Source organism: Anaerococcus sp. (genome assembly GCF_030825785.1).
GTDB lineage: Bacteria > Bacillota > Clostridia > Tissierellales > Peptoniphilaceae > Anaerococcus.
In genome coordinates this window covers 1-16,446 of record NZ_JAPJPG010000018.1, presented here as the reverse complement: position 1 = coordinate 16,446, position 16,446 = coordinate 1, and the positions used below count along the sequence as shown (strand labels likewise).

Annotated in this window: 21 protein-coding genes and 1 riboswitch; of the genes, 16 read left to right on the top strand and 5 right to left on the bottom strand. The window is 35.5% G+C overall.

Features of this window, described 5'->3' with window-relative positions; translation table 11 throughout:
* The 12 genes from sufB to thiE all read left to right on the top strand — a co-directional run bounded on the left by sufB (window position 1) and on the right by thiE (window position 9,256).
* Window positions 1–1,413 (top strand): Fe-S cluster assembly protein SufB, encoded by a 1,413-nt coding sequence (gene sufB / locus RCH56_RS04015; protein WP_306483709.1) that lies wholly within the window; start codon window positions 1–3, stop codon window positions 1,411–1,413.
* On the top strand, window positions 1,413–2,465 hold the full coding sequence (locus RCH56_RS04010; RefSeq protein ID WP_306483708.1) for a SufD family Fe-S cluster assembly protein: 1,053 nt from the start codon (window positions 1,413–1,415) through the stop codon (window positions 2,463–2,465). Before sufB ends, RCH56_RS04010 begins: the two co-directional genes overlap by 1 nt.
* Window positions 2,462–3,685 carry a cysteine desulfurase gene (locus tag RCH56_RS04005; protein ID WP_306483707.1) on the top strand — a complete coding sequence of 408 codons (1,224 nt, stop codon included), beginning with the start codon at window positions 2,462–2,464 and terminating at the stop codon, window positions 3,683–3,685. Before RCH56_RS04010 ends, RCH56_RS04005 begins: the two co-directional genes overlap by 4 nt.
* Complete coding sequence (gene sufU, locus RCH56_RS04000) at window positions 3,685–4,104, top strand: Fe-S cluster assembly sulfur transfer protein SufU (protein WP_306483706.1); 420 nt, start codon at window positions 3,685–3,687, stop codon at window positions 4,102–4,104. The genes RCH56_RS04005 and sufU overlap by 1 nt, the downstream gene beginning before the upstream one ends.
* A gap of 1 nt (window position 4,105) precedes the next feature.
* The gene (locus RCH56_RS03995) at window positions 4,106–4,297 is read left to right on the top strand and encodes a hypothetical protein (protein ID WP_015778552.1); all 192 of its coding nucleotides are present in this window, start codon (window positions 4,106–4,108) and stop codon (window positions 4,295–4,297) included.
* Window positions 4,298–4,322: 25 nt separating this feature from the next.
* Window positions 4,323–4,421, top strand: a riboswitch (TPP riboswitch).
* 148 nt (window positions 4,422–4,569) lie between these two features.
* A complete protein-coding gene (gene thiS / locus RCH56_RS03990) occupies window positions 4,570–4,767 on the top strand; it encodes a sulfur carrier protein ThiS (RefSeq protein ID WP_306483705.1) in 198 nt (65 codons plus the stop codon).
* A 1-nt stretch (window position 4,768) separates the two neighbouring features.
* A complete protein-coding gene (gene thiF / locus RCH56_RS03985) occupies window positions 4,769–5,380 on the top strand; it encodes a sulfur carrier protein ThiS adenylyltransferase ThiF (protein WP_105301532.1) in 612 nt (203 codons plus the stop codon).
* Complete coding sequence (locus tag RCH56_RS03980; RefSeq protein ID WP_306483704.1) at window positions 5,370–6,140, top strand: thiazole synthase; 771 nt, start codon at window positions 5,370–5,372, stop codon at window positions 6,138–6,140. The genes thiF and RCH56_RS03980 overlap by 11 nt, the downstream gene beginning before the upstream one ends.
* Before the next feature lies 1 nt (window position 6,141).
* The gene (thiH, locus tag RCH56_RS03975; protein WP_306483703.1) at window positions 6,142–7,299 is read left to right on the top strand and encodes a 2-iminoacetate synthase ThiH; all 1,158 of its coding nucleotides are present in this window, start codon (window positions 6,142–6,144) and stop codon (window positions 7,297–7,299) included.
* 7 nt (window positions 7,300–7,306) lie between these two features.
* Complete coding sequence (gene thiW, locus RCH56_RS03970) at window positions 7,307–7,852, top strand: energy coupling factor transporter S component ThiW (RefSeq protein WP_306483702.1); 546 nt, start codon at window positions 7,307–7,309, stop codon at window positions 7,850–7,852.
* On the top strand, window positions 7,821–8,642 hold the full coding sequence (gene thiM, locus RCH56_RS03965) for a hydroxyethylthiazole kinase (RefSeq protein WP_306483701.1): 822 nt from the start codon (window positions 7,821–7,823) through the stop codon (window positions 8,640–8,642). Before thiW ends, thiM begins: the two co-directional genes overlap by 32 nt.
* On the top strand, window positions 8,639–9,256 hold the full coding sequence (thiE, locus tag RCH56_RS03960; RefSeq protein WP_306483700.1) for a thiamine phosphate synthase: 618 nt from the start codon (window positions 8,639–8,641) through the stop codon (window positions 9,254–9,256). The genes thiM and thiE overlap by 4 nt, the downstream gene beginning before the upstream one ends.
* Before the next feature lie 146 nt (window positions 9,257–9,402).
* Here thiE and RCH56_RS03955 read toward each other — a convergent pair whose 3' ends face one another.
* On the bottom strand, window positions 9,403–9,648 hold the full coding sequence (locus RCH56_RS03955) for a hypothetical protein (protein ID WP_306483699.1): 246 nt from the start codon (window positions 9,646–9,648) through the stop codon (window positions 9,403–9,405).
* Window positions 9,635–10,129, bottom strand: a complete 495-nt coding sequence (locus tag RCH56_RS03950) for a dihydrofolate reductase (protein WP_306483698.1) — start codon at window positions 10,127–10,129, stop codon at window positions 9,635–9,637. The genes RCH56_RS03955 and RCH56_RS03950 overlap by 14 nt, the downstream gene beginning before the upstream one ends.
* A gap of 180 nt (window positions 10,130–10,309) precedes the next feature.
* Here RCH56_RS03950 and RCH56_RS03945 point away from each other — a divergent pair, with 180 nt between their 5' ends.
* From RCH56_RS03945 to RCH56_RS07605, 3 genes are all read left to right on the top strand, one after another.
* Window positions 10,310–11,218 carry an N-acetylglucosamine kinase gene (locus tag RCH56_RS03945; RefSeq protein WP_306483697.1) on the top strand — a complete coding sequence of 303 codons (909 nt, stop codon included), beginning with the start codon at window positions 10,310–10,312 and terminating at the stop codon, window positions 11,216–11,218.
* 138 nt (window positions 11,219–11,356) lie between these two features.
* Window positions 11,357–11,836, top strand: coding sequence for a helix-turn-helix domain-containing protein (locus tag RCH56_RS03940; protein WP_306483696.1), 480 nt, complete (start codon window positions 11,357–11,359; stop codon window positions 11,834–11,836).
* 369 nt (window positions 11,837–12,205) lie between these two features.
* Window positions 12,206–12,349, top strand: coding sequence for a transposase (locus RCH56_RS07605; protein WP_373690233.1), 144 nt, complete (start codon window positions 12,206–12,208; stop codon window positions 12,347–12,349).
* Between the two features lie 190 nt (window positions 12,350–12,539).
* Here the strand turns inward: RCH56_RS07605 and RCH56_RS03935 are convergent, their stop codons facing one another.
* The 3 genes from RCH56_RS03935 to RCH56_RS03925 are packed head-to-tail and all read right to left on the bottom strand — an operon-like array spanning window position 12,540 to window position 15,055.
* Window positions 12,540–13,187, bottom strand: a complete 648-nt coding sequence (locus RCH56_RS03935) for an RraA family protein (protein WP_306483695.1) — start codon at window positions 13,185–13,187, stop codon at window positions 12,540–12,542.
* Between the two features lie 2 nt (window positions 13,188–13,189).
* Entirely contained in the window at window positions 13,190–14,383 is a 1,194-nt protein-coding gene (locus RCH56_RS03930; protein ID WP_306483694.1) for a hypothetical protein, read from the bottom strand.
* Between the two features lie 12 nt (window positions 14,384–14,395).
* Window positions 14,396–15,055 carry an RraA family protein gene (locus RCH56_RS03925; protein ID WP_306483693.1) on the bottom strand — a complete coding sequence of 220 codons (660 nt, stop codon included), beginning with the start codon at window positions 15,053–15,055 and terminating at the stop codon, window positions 14,396–14,398.
* 304 nt (window positions 15,056–15,359) lie between these two features.
* Here RCH56_RS03925 and RCH56_RS03920 point away from each other — a divergent pair, with 304 nt between their 5' ends.
* Window positions 15,360–16,277 carry a LysR family transcriptional regulator gene (locus tag RCH56_RS03920; RefSeq protein WP_306483692.1) on the top strand — a complete coding sequence of 306 codons (918 nt, stop codon included), beginning with the start codon at window positions 15,360–15,362 and terminating at the stop codon, window positions 16,275–16,277.
* Window positions 16,278–16,446 lie beyond the last annotated feature (169 nt).

Below are 16,446 nucleotides of genomic sequence, written 5' to 3'. Positions count from 1 at the left end.
ATGAAAGAAATTAATATTGAAGATCAATTAAAGGAGCTAGATCGAGGATACTACGACTTCTTTAATGAGTTTGAATATGCAGATATAACTGACAAGGGTATAAATGCTGATATAGTAAATGAGATTTCTAAGAAGAAAAATGAGCCAGACTGGATGAGAAGAAGGAGACTAAAGTCTCTTGCTCTTTTTGAAAAGATAGACAATCCTTCTTGGGGACCAGACCTTTCTGAGCTAAACATGGACGATATCACAACTTATGTAAAACCAAAGTCTGATAAGAAATCTAACTGGCAAGCTCTCCCAGAAGAGATCAGAGATACCTTCGATAGACTTGGAATACCTCAAGCTGAGCAAGAGTCTCTTGCAGGTGTTGGTGCCCAATACGATAGTGAAGAAGTTTATCACTCAATCCAAAAACACCTATCTGATCAAGGTGTAATCTTTATGGACTTTTCATCAGCCCTTAGGGAACATGAGGATATAGTAAAGGCCTACTTCCAAAAGGCCATTCCTCCAACCCTTCACAAATACGCAGCCCTTCACGGTGCTGTATGGAGCGGAGGATCATTAATATATGTCCCAGAAGGAGTTGAGGTAGATATTCCTCTCCAATCCTACTACAGGCTAAACGCCCCAGGAGCAGGCCAATTCGAGCATACAATGATCATAGCAGAAGATAATGCCAAGGTTCACTTTATAGAAGGCTGTTCTGCCCCAAGATATAATGTAGTCAACCTCCACGCAGGTTCTGTAGAAATTTTTGTCGGCAAAAACGCTGAAGTTAGATTTTCAACTATAGAAAACTGGTCAAGGAATATGTATAACCTAAATACCAAAAGAGCTATCATTCAAGAAGGCGGCAAGGTGATTTGGGTATCAGGTTCTTTCGGATCTAAGGTTTCTATGCTTTATCCAACAAGCGTTCTTGCAGGAGAAGGGGCTAGTGCAGAATATACAGGAATTACTTTTGCATCCAACGGCCAATATATCGATAATGGTTGTTCTATGATTCACCTTGCTCCAAACACTTATTCAACTGCTCTTACAAAATCAATTACAGCAGGTTCTGGTAAGAGTATGACAAGGTCTCTCGTTCAGATGAAGAAAAACTCAGCTGGTTCTAGATCTACAGTAGATTGTGAGAACCTCATGATTTCAGAAGAGTCCCAATCAGATACCATACCTGTATTAGATATAAGAAATGATGATGTAGACTGTGGCCACGAAGCCAAAATCGGCTCAATCGACCAAGGACAAATCTTTTATCTAATGAGCAGGGGAATCCCTGAAGAAGAAGCTAAATCAATGATTGTAAGAGGTTTTGCTGAACCAATTTCTAGAGAGCTTCCACTAGAATATGCTGTCGAGATGAATCGTCTTATCGATATGGAATTGGAAGGAGCAAACGGCTGATGGCAAGAATTAACGAAATGAGAATGCCAACTTGGGCAAGTCTCGGACTAAATTATTTAAAAGAAGATAAAGTTAATATAGAAAATATAGAAGAAACCTCTAAGGCAGAAAACTTATCAGAAATAAGCGAAGTCGAAGAAGCCTTTGAGGGTCACAATCTTGGAATTTCCGAAAAAATTGAAAAAGAAAATAAAGATTTTAGAAACAGATCCTATAACTTTGATGTTAAGGGAGAAAGAGAAACAGAATTTATCGAATTTGACCTAAATAAGGACGATAATATCCTAGTGTCAAACATCGATATCAAGGCGAGTGAAGCTAGCAAGTCATCATTTTTGATAAATATCTTCGATGATGGTTCAAAAAAAATCTTCCTTAACTCAAGAATTAGGGCGAAACTTGATAAGAATTCCTATGTCAAAATTGTAGTAGTAACAAATCTTTGTAAGGATGCTACAAACTTAAACTCTATTGGAACATACCTTGCCGAAGACGCTATATTAGATATCACTTATATAGAAGTTGGAGCTGGCAAGAGTCTTGTAAATATCGACAATATCCTTAAGGGAGATAGGTCTAGGGTTATCCAAAAGGGAGTTTACTTCAAAGAAGGAGATGACTTCCTAGACCTACTAGCTACTAACGAGCATTTTGGAACTGATACTGACTCAGAATGTATGTTCAACGGCGCCCTAAAAGATAGGGCTGAGAAAAACTTCAAGGGAGTAGTTGATCTAAGAAGAGGCTGCCACAAGGCTGACGGCAAAATAGGCGACTATTCTATGATGCTTTCAGATGATGTAATCAACAAGTCTGCCCCAATCCTTCTAAACGAGGAAAGGGAAGTTTCCGGAAATCACGCAGCAAGCGTAGGTAGACTAAATAAGGAAATGTTATTTTACATCATGAGCCGTGGCTTTAGCAAGAAACAAGCCGAAGCTATGATGCTTGAAGCAAACTTCGCTCCAGCTATTGATAATATTGAAGAAGAAGCTTTAAGAGATAAGATTAGAGAAAAAGTTCACCAAATGAACCTGGGGTATGATTTATGATTGATGTAGAAAAAATTAGAGCTGACTTTCCCTACCTTGATAGCGAAAAGGTGGGAAAGGAAGTTATTTACTTAGATACAGGAGCGACAAGCCAGAAGCCAGCCTGTGTGATAGATGCAGTTGACGAATACTACAGATATTCTAATGCCAACCCTCACAGGGGAGCCCACTTTCTAAGCTGGAAGGCTACAGAAGCTTACGAGGAAACTAGAGAAGTTGTCAAAGACTTCATAGGAGCTAGAAAATCTTCTGAGATTGTATTTACAAGATCAACTACAGAGTCCCTTAACCTTTTGGCCTATTCTTATGGTCTAAACAAGCTTACAAAAGATGATGAGATTCTAATTACAATCCTAGACCATCATGCAAATCTAGTTCCATGGCAAATGGTAGCGAAAAAGACTGGGGCAAAACTTGTCTATGCCTACCTAAATGAGGACTACAGCCTAGACTACGACGATTTGAAAAATAAAATCAACGAGAAGACTAAGATAGTTTCTGTAACTGGAGCAAGCAATGTTACAGGAGAGCTTATCGATTCAAAGCTTATTACAAAATGGGCCCACGAAGTAGGAGCTATATCAATAGTAGACGGAGCCCAACTTATACCTCACGTAAAAACAGACGTGAAAGATATAGATTGTGATTTCCTAGCCTTTTCAGGACATAAGATGTTCTCGCCTATGGGAATTGGGGTTCTTTACGGCAAATACGAGCTTTTAGATAAGCTTGAGCCTTTCAACTACGGTGGAGATATGATAGAATATGTCTATGAACAAGAGTCTACTTTCCAAGAGCCACCTATCAAATTTGAAGCTGGAACTCCAAATGTAGGAGGAGTTCTTGGACTAAAAGCTGCGATTGAGTATGTAGAAAAAATTGGCATGGATGAGATATTTGCCTATGAGCATGAATTAACTTCCTATGCATATGATTTGATAAAGGACATCCCAAATATCAAAATCTTCTATCCGACAAATGGCAAGGCAGGATCTGTAATATCCTTTACCTTTACAGACATCCACCCACACGATATAGCTACAATCCTTGATAGCAAGGGAATAGCTGTAAGAAGCGGCTACCATTGTGCTATGCCACTTCACGGATATCTAGGCATATCTGCAACAGCTAGAGCATCATTTTCTATATACAATACCAAGGAAGAAGCAGAGATTTTTGCCAAAGAGTTAAAGAATGTAAGAAAGGTGATGGGCTTATAATGAATATGGAAGAAATTTATAGTCAAATAATACTAGATCATTCAAGAAATCAAGCTAATAGACACGACTTAGAAGATGCGGATATCACAGAGCCAGGCCACAACCCATCCTGTGGGGACGAGATCGTCCTTCAATTAAAGATGGATGGAGATATCATAAAAGATGCAGCCTTCACTGGAGATGGTTGTGCAATAAGCCAAGCTGCAACTAGCGTTATGTGTGATATTATAGTTGGAAAGACTAAGGAAGAAGCCAAAAAACTTGCTGATATCTACGTAAGAATGATCAAAAGAGAAGATGTTACAGATGAAGAGCTAGAGCTTTTAGAAGATGCAGTAGCCTTCAAGAACATCCAAAACATGCCACAAAGAGTAAAGTGTGCCCTCCTATCATGGAAGACACTTGACCAGACTATCTAATATGAATTTAAAAAACTTTGAATTGATGGAATTTATAACGAGTCTAGTATCAGCTATCCTCTTATATGTTCTTACAATCTATCAATATGTTAAATCAAAACCTTACTTTTATCTGGTATTGATAGCGGCTCTTTTAATGAGTGCAAATGCCTATCTTAAGTATAAAAAATACAAAGATGGTAGAAAAATTTGAAAAATAAAAAGAATTATCTTATAATGTAAGTAGCTAGGGGTGCAATAGCTGAGAGATGGATTATCCATTAACCCTTTAAACTTGTTAGGTTAAAACCTGCGTAAGAAAGCTAAGTTATTATAAAGCAAAAGTTTAAAGACCCCTAGAAGGGGTCTATTTTTATACTTAAAATAGACTTTAAGATCAATAGCTAAGTGATGTAATTGGCACAAAGGGGCATACCACCTCGGGTATGGTTGTCCTTTTTGTGCCTTTTTTGAGGAGGTGATTTTGTGATTAAGTTAAACGATAAGGAAGTAAATTTTCTTGAAGAGGAAAATCTTAAAGACTTTCTTTTAAGGAATAATTATGACCCAGATTTTCTTGCTTGCGAAGTAAATAGTAAGCTTGTAAAGAAAGTAGACTTTGAGGACTTTGTAGTTGAAGATGAATCAAAGATAGAGGTTTTTTCCTTTGTAGGAGGGGGTTGATATGAATTTAAGAGAAGAAATTTTACAAAGACAAGAGCCTAGTGTGAATAAAATATTGGAAAAGGCGTCGGTTTCGATTCTTGGTTGCGGAGGCTTAGGTTCTAATATAGCTATGGAGTTAAGTAGATGTGGAGTTGGAAACATTCATATCTACGATTTCGATAAGGTCGAGTATTCAAACCTAAACAGACAGAATTACGGTATTGATGACCTAGGAAAGTCTAAGGTAGAACAAACTAAGAAAAAAATAAAAGAAGCCATTCCCTATGTTAATATCTATGAGCATGATATAAAAATAAATTGGGACAATCTAGATGTAATTAGTCAAAAGACTGATATTTTCATTGAAGCATTTGATAAAAAAGAAATGAAGTCTTTAGTTTTTGATTATTTTTTAGGAAAAAAAGGCAAGAAACTTATAATTGCATCAGGGCTTTCTGGACTAGCTGGGCTAGAAGATATAAAAATAAAACAGATTGACAATGTGACTATGATAGGTGACTTTAAGACAAGCCCTGAAAGCGGGCTCTATTTACCGCGTGTTGCTGTTATTGCGAGTCTTGAAGCCCTCTATGCTGTTAACACTATAATAGGAGAAGCAAATGGAAAATAAAGATTACCTAGTTTTAGGAGATAAGAAGTTTGAGTCCAGATTTATCTTAGGATCTGGTAAATACTCACCAGAATTAATAGACGCTGCAGTAGAATCTGCGGGAGCTCAGATGATTACTGTGGCTCTAAGACGAGCTAATACCAAGGATGTTGCTAATATTTTAAACTATATTCCAAAGGAAGTTACCATAATTCCTAATACATCTGGTGCAAGAAATGCCGATGAGGCAATTAGGATAGCAAGACTTGCTAGAGAAATGGGTTGTGGCAATTTCGTAAAAATTGAAATCATGAGAGATACCAAGTATCTTTTGCCAGACAATGCCGAAACCCTAAAGGCGACTGAAGTTCTAGCAGGGGAAGGCTTCGTAGTTCTTCCTTATATGTACCCAGACCTAAACTTTGCAAGAGACTTAAGGGATGCGGGAGCTGCCTCAATAATGCCACTTGCAAGTCCTATAGGATCAAATAGGGGCCTTGCTACCAAGGACTTTATCAAAATCATAATAGATGAGATTGATCTTCCTGTAATTGTCGATGCGGGAATTGGAGTTCCAAGCCATGCTGCAGAAGCAATGGAGATGGGAGCTGCTGCTATTATGGCCAATACTGGAATTGCTAGTGCATCTGATATTACTATGATGGCGAAAGCCTTCAAGCTTGGAATCGAGGCAGGAAGATGCGCCTACCTTGCAAGACCAGGTAGAGTTTTAGATAAGGGTGCTGATCCATCATCACCACTAAGGGACTTTTTTGACTGATATGAATATTAAAAGCGTAAATGATTATTTCCCAGAAATGGATATAATCGACTCAGATATAAAAGAAAGAATCGAGAAAGCTTACGATGTAGTAAAAGATATCGAGGTAAGTGAGGGAGACGTTCTAGCAAGTCTTAATAAGAAAAATCTTTCAGAAAGAGACTTCTACAATCTCATAAGCGATAAGGCAGAAAATCACTTAGAAGAGATGGCAGAGCTTGCAAGAGACGCTAGGATTAGGTATTTTGGCAATAATGTATGCCTATTTTCTCCAATCTATATAGCTAACTATTGCGAGAACTCTTGTAGATATTGTGGCTTTAGGGCAAAAAGCGACATCAAAAGAGCCAAGCTTAACCTAGAAGAGATCGAGGAAGAGATGAAGGCTTTGGCAGAAACTGGGATTGAAGATGTTCTAATCCTCACTGGTGAAAGCGAGAGATTTTCTTCTGTAGATTATATAGCAGATGCTTGTAGAATTGCCAGCAAATATTTTAAGGTTGTTGGAATCGAAGTTTATCCAGCTAACGTAGATTCTTATGAGAAATTAAGAGAGGCTGGGGCGGATTTCGTTACAGTTTTTCAGGAATCCTACAACAAGGAAGCTTTCGACTACTATCATCCCGCAGGGCATAAGCGAAGCTTTAACTATAGAATCGACACCCAAGAGCGTGCCCTTATGGCAGGCTTTAGGGGAGTAGGTTTCGGTGCTCTCTTTGGACTTTCTGATCCTATAGAAGATGCCTTTAAGCTTGCCATCCATGCCAAGGAAGTTCAAAGAAAATATCCTCAGGCAGAAATTGCAATCTCTCTTCCAAGGATTAGGCCAACCCACGGGGCTGACGATTCTCTTGACTTTAATATAGTTGATGACAAGAAGTTCTTCCAAATCATGCTTGCAATTAGAATATTTTTACCTTTTGCCTCTATTACCCTTTCAACACGTGAGTCTAAAGACTTTAGGGACTTGGCAGTAAAATATGCGGCTACTAAAATCTCTGCTTCAGTAGATACTTCTATAGGTCACAGGTCAAAAAGAAGTGCTGATGAAGGAGATGAGCAGTTTGAGATTGACGATAGCCGTTCTACCGAACAAGCCTTTGAGGACCTCAAGAAAATCGGCATGACACCAGTCTTTACCGATTATATAAATTTATAGGAGAAGTATGGAAAACAAAAGAAAAATTCTAATACTAGTAACTATGTCCATGTTTGTAGCAATCGGAGTTATTATCTCTCCAATCCTAAGGTTTGAGGGCTTTGCTCCTACAGCTCACTTTGTAAATATAGTTTGCTCAGTCTTTCTAGGACCTTGGTATAGCTTACTAAACGGAATCATTACAGCTGCTATCCGTATGAGTCTTATGGGAATTCCTCCTCTTGCTATAACAGGGCAAGTCTTTGGTGCCTTCTTGTCAGGTTTTCTTTATAGGAAGAGCAAGGGATCAATACTTGCTTGTGTTATAGGAGAGATTGTAGGAACAGGAATTATTGGATCAATAGCATCCTACCCAGTTATGTCCCTTCTTTGGGGCAAGGGAGATATCACCTGGTACTTCTACCTTCCAAGCTTTTTGATAGCTACACTTATAGGAGGGACGGTTGCTTTTATCTTCCTAAAAACCCTACAAAGGGCTAAGGCTCTCTACCCAATCCAAAAGAAATTAGGAGTCAATGTCTATGAAAAATCTAAATCAGATTTTGCTAAATAGGAAGAAGTTAGAAGATACTTCACCCCTAATCCATGCCATAACCAATCCCATAGCCATAACCATGGTGGCAAATGGGATTCTTGCAACTGGCGCTAAGGCGATTTGTGCAGCTCATCCTGATGAAGTTTCAGAAATTGTAAATATGTCCAAGGCCTTAAGTCTTAATTTGGGTAATATAACAAGTGAGAGAATGGTCGCTATGAGAAAGGCTAGTCAATGTGCTAGTAAGAAAAACATTCCCTTAGCCTTAGATGCGGTGGGAGTCGGAGCTTCCACCCTTCGTCTGACCTTTGCCAATGACCTTTTAGGAAAATATAATTTCGATTTGATAAAGGGAAATAGCTCGGAGGTTAAGGCCCTTGCTGGAGAAAAAAGCGAGGCCTTGGGCATAGATGTAGGAAAGAAGGATGAAATAAGAGAAGAAAATATAGATAGTCTTGCCCAAATAGGAAGAAGGCTATGTCAAAAATATAATTCGACCATCCTAATTACTGGCAAATCCGACCTATTGATAAGTAAGGATAGGTATTTTGTAGTAAATAACGGAGTAGTGAATCTTTCTAAAATTACAGCGACAGGCTGTATGCTTACAGGAATAATTTCTAGCTTTATGGCTGTTACAGATCCTATAGAAGCATCCCTTATGGGCCTAGTCCTTCTTGAGGTTTCTGCAGAGCTTGCAAATACCGATAGGCTAGGAACATTTCTTGTAAATCTTATGGATGAAATTTCTACGATAGAAGATGAAGTTATAAGCGAAAGAGCTGATATAAGAGAGGTAGAATTTTGACAAAACTTTATTTAGTAACAAATTCAGATAAATATGACGAAGTAGAATTTCTAAGGAGGGTAGAAGAAGCCCTAAGGGGAGGAGTGGATATCCTTCAACTTAGAGAAAAAGATAGACCTGATAGGGAAATTTTAGAACTAGGGAAAAAGGTAAAGGCCCTTTGCGAAAAATACAAAGTCCCTATGCTAATTGACGATAAGGCCCACCTGGCCTGGACTCTGGGAGTAGGAGTCCACCTAGGCCAAGAAGACATGCCTGTAGATTTAGCAAGAAAGCTTTTGGGAAAAGATGCCCTAATCGGATCGACTGCAAAGTCTGTCGAAGCGGCCCAAAAGGCGGAAAAGGACGGAGCGGACTATCTTGGAGTAGGAGCAATCTTTGATACCAAAACCCACGTTAAGACCAAAAGAACCAGTGTAGAAACATTTAAGGAAATAAAAAACAAGGTATCTATAGACGTCTACGCCATAGGAGGACTCAATACCAGTAATATCGACGTTCTAAAATCTTCTGGGGCAGATGGCATATGCGTAGTAAGGGCCATAATGGATAGCCCAAATGTCTACAAGGATACGAGAAAGCTTAAGGAGAAAATGGAGGATATTTTAGGCTAGGACCTATCAGTCTTTAGCTATCCTTATTTAATTAAATTATTTTATAAGATAAGACTTGCCTTAAAATAAAAATCGTCCCATTATTAGCCTTTGACCTAGCTAATAACTGAGGCGATTATTTTTGTTTAATTAATTCATATATATTTTTATAAAAATTCCACTTCCTTTTCATCGATGACCTTACAAGGAACCCCAACTCTAGCGGCTTCTTTCACTTCAACAAAGCCTTCCAGCCTATCTCTAAAGTAGAGAAATCTCTTAAGATTTGCCATAGAGTCGGTAATATTGTAAAAGCTAATTCCCTTGTACTTATCAGGATTTTTGTCATAATCTGCCATGATCAGAGTGCAATCAGGACACTTATCGCTTACAAAAATTTCAATTTTTTCCATAATTTTTCCTCCTATATCTCACATATCTAAAAGATACCCCATTTTCTTCCATGATATCAGATTCTTCGCTTAGGAACCACTCATCATCTTGATCAAAATTGTGAAGGAAACTATCGGCTTCTTTGTTTTCATAAATCTTGGTAATGACGGCCTCATCGCAATATTTAAGGAAGAGTTCTACGATTTTCTCCCCACCTATAACAAAGGCTTCCTCTTTCTTTTCCTTAACATAGGATAAGACATCAAGGTAGTCTGTAAATACTCTCGCATCTTTTGCCTTATAATCCTTATTTCTAGAAAGAACTATATTTTCCCTATGAGGAAGGGCTCCTCCTATGGATTCGTAGGTTTTTCTGCCCATGATACAGATATTCCCTAAAGTATAGGACTTAAAATGCTTAAGGTCCTTTTTTATATGAAAAAGCATCTGTCCATCCTTGCCGATGCCCCAATTCTTATCAACTGCCAAAATAATTTTCATATTAACTCCTTAGTCTCATTATATCATCTTAGACAAAGATTTGTAGGTAAACATTATCTTTGTTTTTAGCTGAATCCTATAAATTAGCTTATGAAAATGTTTGATTTTGTAAGAAAGTGTTGACAAACTTTCTTTTTTCATATATATTTGAATTAAAAGATTACGAAATGAGGAGAAAATATGACAAGAGAAATTTATCTAGGAGTAGATGGAGGAGGGACCAAGACTGCCTTTCTCTTGGATGTAGATGGAAAGCGTTTTGAGTCTAAGCAAATCACTATTCACCCAAAACAAGTTACGAAACAACAATTCTTTGAAATAATGAAGCTAGGAGTGGGAGAAGTGTGTAGGAAAGCTTGTATAGATCCAGAAGAAATCCTCTACACCTTCGTGGCAGCTCCGGGTTACGGCCAATATCCTGACACCGAAAGTTATATCGATGAAGGTATAAGAGAGGCAATTGGCTCAGATAGATTTAAGGTGGCTAACGACTGCGTAAATGGCTGGGCAGGAAGTCTTAATGCAAAACCTGGTATAAATCTAGTCTTAGGCACTGGACAAATAGGCTACGGTGTAGATGAAGAGGGAAATTCCATGAGATCTGGTGGCTGGGGACCACTTTTGGGAGATGAGGCGAGTGGATATTATATAGGACTAAAGCTACTCAATCATTTTACCAAAATGAGTGATGGAAGGAGTGATAAGACTATCCTCTATGATATCATAAGAGAAAGGCTAGATCTTAAGGAAGATATGGAAATAATTGATAAGGCAGAGAAGATGAAAAGAGATGAGATAGCTTCCCTATCTAGAATATTTGCCGAAGCCTTGGATAAAGAAGATCCATATTGCAAGGTGCTTTTAGAAGAAATATCCAAAGAAGCCGCAGAAGTCATAGATTCAATAATAAAGGGACTAAATTTTAAGGAAGAAGTAAAGGTATCTTATTCAGGAGGAGTCTTTAACCTAGGAGATAGGCTAATCAAGAAAATAGAAGAAAAGTCTAAAAACAAAATAAAAATAGAAAAACCCTACGCAAACCCTTCCGAGGGAGCTTTGATTTTGGCTAGATTATATGGAAAACACTAACTGAAGGCACCAAAAATTTGGTGTCTTTTTTTAATAATAATTTATCATAACAAGTGCAACATAAAATAAACTCATAGCTAATCAGCTATGTTAATATGTAAGTGACCAAACAAAGCATATTAAAAGGAGCAATTAACCATGAGCTATAATTATCTTACCATAGAAGAGGGAGCTTGTATTTATCAATTTTTAAATTTAGGAATGAGTATAAGGAAAATTGCACAAGCACTTAGAAGAGCACCTAGTACAATATCTCGAGAAATAAAAAGAAATTCTTCGAAAACAATAAATAGTAGAGGAAATTACACTAAATACTTTCCGATAAAAGCAAACGAAAAATATATTGATAGAAGGAAAGAATGTCATAGGAAAAGTAAATTTTCTAAAAATGTTATTGATTATTTAACTATAAAAATTAATGAGCATTGGTCTCCTGAACAAATTATCTACGGTCTTACTAAGAAGAGGTCAGTCAAGGATATTTCTTTATTTCTACCAATACCGTTACTAGGGTTATGGATAGATTTACTAATAGCTTTAATGTTGATTTTAAGTCTACCTCATTTCATTTGTGTTTTGATGAGTTTAAGTCAACCAGGGATAATAAAGGTTCTATAAGCTTTATTTATTGTGATTATCCCACCGGAAATGTTATTAATGTGTTTGAGAATGTACATCTTCCTTTTCTTAAGAGGTATTGGAAGTTTTTTTGAAGGCAGATGATTTATTGGACTGTGTTGATTTTACTAAGAGAATTCATTTTCCTGAAGCTTTCGCGTTTGAATTATATGTAGTTCAAAGATATTTAGATATTTATGATATTTTAGAGAATACTTACTATTGTTATCAAAGTATTAGATCTGACATTGTACATAGAGATTTTGAGATGTTTAAGAAGCATTTATTAAGTTTTAAGGATAATGTAAGTGATAGAATGAAGATATCGATAGAAACTTGTCTAAGCAATACTGATTTAATTGAGAATTCATTTGTTTAGGAGTATTCCAATGTTTAATTGAGGATATAAACAATTTTATTAAGGTTTTAAAGAGGATAGCTTTTGGCTATAGAAGAATTGTTAATTTCAGAAGTAGAATATTTTTAACAAAAAACTTAGTTGAATTAAGCTAGAAAAAATATTCAATTTAGCTAGAGTTTTATGAAAAAAATTCCATGGATAAGAAATCCTATCCATGGAAAAATATTTGGTTAATTATTGTTTACCAACACGATTTGACAAAGAACAATAAGTTCTAGAACTAAAACCTATGTGAAATTTTAAATTTTTTTTATTTGTGAATTATTAAGATAACTTATAGAACTATTTACATTTATTTTCAATCAATTTATCAAATCCATATATCTCTAATGTAGACTTACCAGATTTGAGTAATTCTATTATTTCTAGCTCATGTTCGAATTTTTTAATAGCATCTTCAAAGACTTTGTCTTCATATTCTTTTGGGATTACAACAACTCCATCACAATCCCCAAAAATAATATCATCTGGGTTGACTTGAATACCTCCACAATGAATTGGAGTATTTAATATAGCAAGGCTTTCTTTTACAGTGCCAGAAGGATTAAAGGCTCTTGCAAATACGGGAAATCCTAATTCCTTAATATCTTCTGAATCTCTACAACTTCCATCTATTACAACTCCTGATAAATTTCTCAACTTACAAGCAGAGGCCAAAATATCACCGAAATGTCCTGCATTAGAGTAACCATGTACATCAAACACTAATACATCTCCTGGTTTAGCTTCATATATAGCCTGATGAAAAGCTAAATTATCACCAGGAAAACATTTAACTGGGAAAGCTCTGCCAATCATTTTCATACTTCTATCAACAGGTTTTATTGCAGTATCCATTACGCCTTGGTTAGGAGTGGAATTATTATTATCAGCAATATTTCCTGTAGGCAATTTAATTAATTTTTTTCTCAAATCATCTGTTAAATACATATTTAATCCTCTATATTTTCATATATTAAATTATAATTATCGTCTAGGATTCCGTCGTTTCTATCTTTCCATAATCTATATGGCACACTAACTATTAGAGGAATCAACATTACTGGACCAACTATTGTAGTGAATGTACCATATCCATATTTTATTATATTTAAAAGACCAAAACTTGATCCAAATGTACAAATTAAAATAAATATTATAGCTATTACGAATTTTCGAGAAAATGCTGTACTACTTTTCCAATTTTTCTTTATTATAGGTTCAAATCTATTGCAAACGGTAAATATAAATGCAACAGAACTAGATAACATAGCAGCTATTGCAAAGACAACATACAAAATTTTAGAAATCCATCCAGAAGATGATAGGTTATTTATGGCCCATAATGTAGGTATTTCTTCTTTTAAAATTCCAGGCATTCCAGCTGCGAATATGAATGTGAATACCATGGTTGATATTGAGCATAATAATGAAGTCATTAGGGATTGTACAAATACATCTTTTCGACTTTCAATTATTCCTCTTGAGGCTGGAACGCATGCTTCGTATCCGTTCATGAAAAATACTACAATCATTAACATAGAAAACCAAGCGTTAGGTCCATTAAATCCGTATTCTGTATAGGAAACGCGCATAGATAGATAGTTTGAAGCTTGAGGAGTGGCATTTCCAATACATATTATAGCTACATAAATGCATATAATCAGTATCGCAAAGCCAAGTACTGTTCCAACTCTTCTTAACACCTCTGATCCCCAAAGTGCAAAGAAAAGAACCAAAGCGCAAAATCCGATGATTCCTATTATTTGTGGGAGTCCGAATAATTGATTTAGTAAAACAGCAGTGGTAGATATTTGTGCAGAAAGAGCAATTAAAACTACTACTATTACCTGTAATTCTTTGAAATTACCAAAGAACAATTGCAATCCTTTTGATTTATAAATACTATTATACGCTTCACGATATGAATTTGGTTTGTATACCCTATTTATCTCAAATAATAAAATATTAAACAAGAAACATAGCAATCCTGCTATAGCTGGACCTAAGAGTACACCTATCCATCCTTTATTATTAAAATAAGATACAGTTTGAGTACCTGATGCAAAACCAGGTCCTACATAAGCGCCATACATTACTGCTGAAAGTGAAAATAAGGCAGCAAACTTACTTTTTTGTTTATCCATAACAAATCTCCATCATTTATCTTGCTTAGTTTGCAACTTGTGGTAACCTAGCTTTTTTCGAGCGTCTTTTAAGCTGCTTCCTTTTTTGACTTCTTCAATTATTTTTTGTTCTGTACTTTCGATACTTTTAGCAATTTCAAGTGCTTCTTCTGCTCGGTCTTTAGGAATCACAATTACACCTGAATCGTCTCCTAAAATAATATCACCTGGGCAAACTTGGACCCCAGAAATACTGATAGGAACATTTATACTATCTACGGTTACTCTATCTTTTCCAGTAACCATATATCTTCCTTTAGTATATATTCCATAACCTATTTCTTCAATTCCATCTACATCTCTACAAACGCCATCTATAACTGTTCCTTCAATATTTTTGAATTTAGCAGTGAAAGTCATAATATCTCCCCAAACTGTACAATAATTTCTTCCAGCATTATCAATTACTACGACCTGTCCTTCACTTACATCATCTATGAAATCACCAACTGTTCCTTTTAATGAACCGCAAGGGATATAGTGTACAGTGTATGCCTCGCCACAAATTTTGTTTCCTCTAACAACAGCTTGCAATCCCAGTAACCCACAAGGAATACCTAATTTATCCATAGCATCAGATACGCTTGCAGTGTCCATTTTTTTAAAATCTTTTATAAGATCTTGCGTTTTCATAAATTACTCCTTTCAAAACACTTTGCATTGTCTTCCATAAATATTTCAATGATGTCAATCGCCTATATATGGAATCGTTTTACATATTAACTATATCATCTCAAATATATCCTGTAAAACGAATAATTTTAGTATTTAATATCGAATAATATAATAATTATAATTGTAAATTATTAATTTTCTTCTGCGAATATAAATAAAAACAAAGCATTAACTAATAAATATCGTGATTAGTAAATTTGTATTTCCGCTAAAATAGTAATATAATATCGGTATTACTAATATTATATTACAAGGAGCTTATATGAATCAAGAGCATATAGAAACATTTTTATCTGTAGTTATGTGTGGAAATATTACATCTGCAGCAAAAAAATTATATGTTTCACAATCTACAGTGAGTAGTAGAATACAACAATTAGAAGAAGAGATTGGTGCTCACTTAATAATTAGAAAAAAAGGTCAAAGAAATATAGTTGTAACTCCCTATGGCTCTTCATTTATATCAATTGCTAATAGATGGCTAGCTTTGCAGAGAGAGACAAAAAATCTGAAGAATAGAGCTGATATAAAAACTTTAAATATAGCGAGCGTAGACGCTGTCAATAATTATACTTTTGTTTTGCTATTTCAGAATCATCTAGATAAGTTTCCTAATATAAGATTGTGCATTAATACGCATCATTCTGGAGAAATATATGATCTTATTGCTAACAGGTCATCTGATATAGGATTTGTTTTCAGTCAGATTTCTCATCCAGATGTAATATCTATTCCAATTTATAGAGAGTTAATGTACCTTGTATGTCATAAAGATAGTCCATACAATAATAATCAAATGTGTAAAGACTTGAAAATTGAAAATGAAGTATACCTAAATTGGGGTCTAGATTATTATCAATGGCATACTTACCACTGGAATCCTGATGATTATCCTCTAATACAAGTTAATACTGGGTCTCTGCTTCAAAGATATTTAAATGTTCCTGGAAGATGGGCGGTTGCACCTATGTCAGTTATTAACGCTGCTATGAATTCTAATAAAAATTTGACATATTATACATTAAACGAGCCGCCTTCTCCTAGAATATGTTATGAAATAAAAAGTAGGTATATGAATATAAATCAACAGGAATCTATAGAAACAATAGAAGCAGAAATAAAGGAATTTATTAAAGAAGATAATAATATTTGCTCTTTCGAATCGTGGATGTTAAATTAGAAACTTAGATTTTTTGTGTTAACTACTTTTCCAATAATATGAAATTTGTTTCATTTCTTAAAATCTTTTTTACTTCTTAATGGTATAAAACAAAATTTTTTAGGATATAAATTCAATATCTATTAGAAGTTCATTTTGATTTAGTATTAAGGAAAACGTTATATGCAAC